The following is a 1,090-nucleotide window of genomic DNA, read 5'->3' as shown; positions in this document are numbered from 1 at the left end:
CAGCGCACGGTGCGCGTGACGGGCCACTATGACAACGCCGTAGGCACCTCGGATGCGGCCAGCCAGGGTGTCATCACCAGCGAACTGATCGTCAATCGCCCCGCCTTGCGCACGGGCGAATTGCTGGAATTCGTGCCGGGACTGATCGTTACCCAGCACAGCGGCGACGGCAAGGCCAACCAGTACTTCTTGCGCGGCTTTAACCTTGACCATGGCACGGATTTCGCTACCTACGTGGACGGCATGCCCGTCAATATGCGTACGCATGCGCATGGACAGGGGTATTCCGACCTCAATTTCCTCATTCCCGAGCTGGTGCAGCGCATCGACTACAAGAAGGGGCCGTATTTCGCCGGCGAAGGCGATTTTTCCTCGGCAGGCAGCGCGCGCATCCGCCTGGCCGACAAATTGCCGCAAGGCCAGGCCAGCATTTCCGTCGGCCAGCACGGCTATGTGCGCGGTGTCGTCGCCGATTCCTTTGCCGCAGCACAAGGCAGCTTGCTGTACGCCCTGGAAGTGAACCGCAACAACGGCCCCTGGGATGTGCCCGAGCGCGTGCGCAAGGTCAGCGGCGTGCTGCGCTACAGCCAGGGCACGCCGGATGACGGCTTCAGCGTGACGGCCATGGCCTATAAAAATAGCTGGAATGCCACCGACCAGGTGCCGCTGCGGGCCGTGGAGTCCGGCCAGCTCGGCCGTTTCGGCAGCCTGGCGTCCAGCGATGGTGGCGACACCTCGCGCACCAGCCTGTCGTACGCGATGCGCCAGCGCACGGAGAACCGGCTGTTTGAATTCGACGCCTATGTCATCCGCTCGCAGCTGGAACTCAACAGCGATTTCACGTATTTCCTGGCCTATCCCGAGCAGGGCGACCAGTTCCAGCAAAGCGAGCGGCGCACGGTGGCGGGCGTGAACGCCAGCGAAAGCTGGGCCACGCAGCTGTTCGGTCTTCCCCTGCGCAACAAGGTCGGCGTGCAGGGACGTGTCGACCGTTTATCGCCCGTGGGCCTGTACGGCACGCTGCAGCGGGTGCGGCAAGCCACGGTGCGCGAAGACCGCGTGCGCGAGGCCAGTCTCGGCCTGTATGGCG

Annotated in this window: 1 protein-coding gene; it reads left to right on the top strand. The window is 64.3% G+C overall.

What is annotated here, in order from left to right:
- On the top strand, nt 1–1,090 hold a 1,090-nt coding region (locus K0F85_RS28670; RefSeq protein ID WP_374198666.1), incomplete at both ends, for a TonB-dependent receptor plug domain-containing protein.

This window comes from Janthinobacterium sp. UMAB-56, assembly GCF_900095265.1.
GTDB lineage: Bacteria > Pseudomonadota > Gammaproteobacteria > Burkholderiales > Burkholderiaceae_D > Janthinobacterium.
This window is presented reverse-complemented; position numbering and strand designations above follow the sequence as displayed.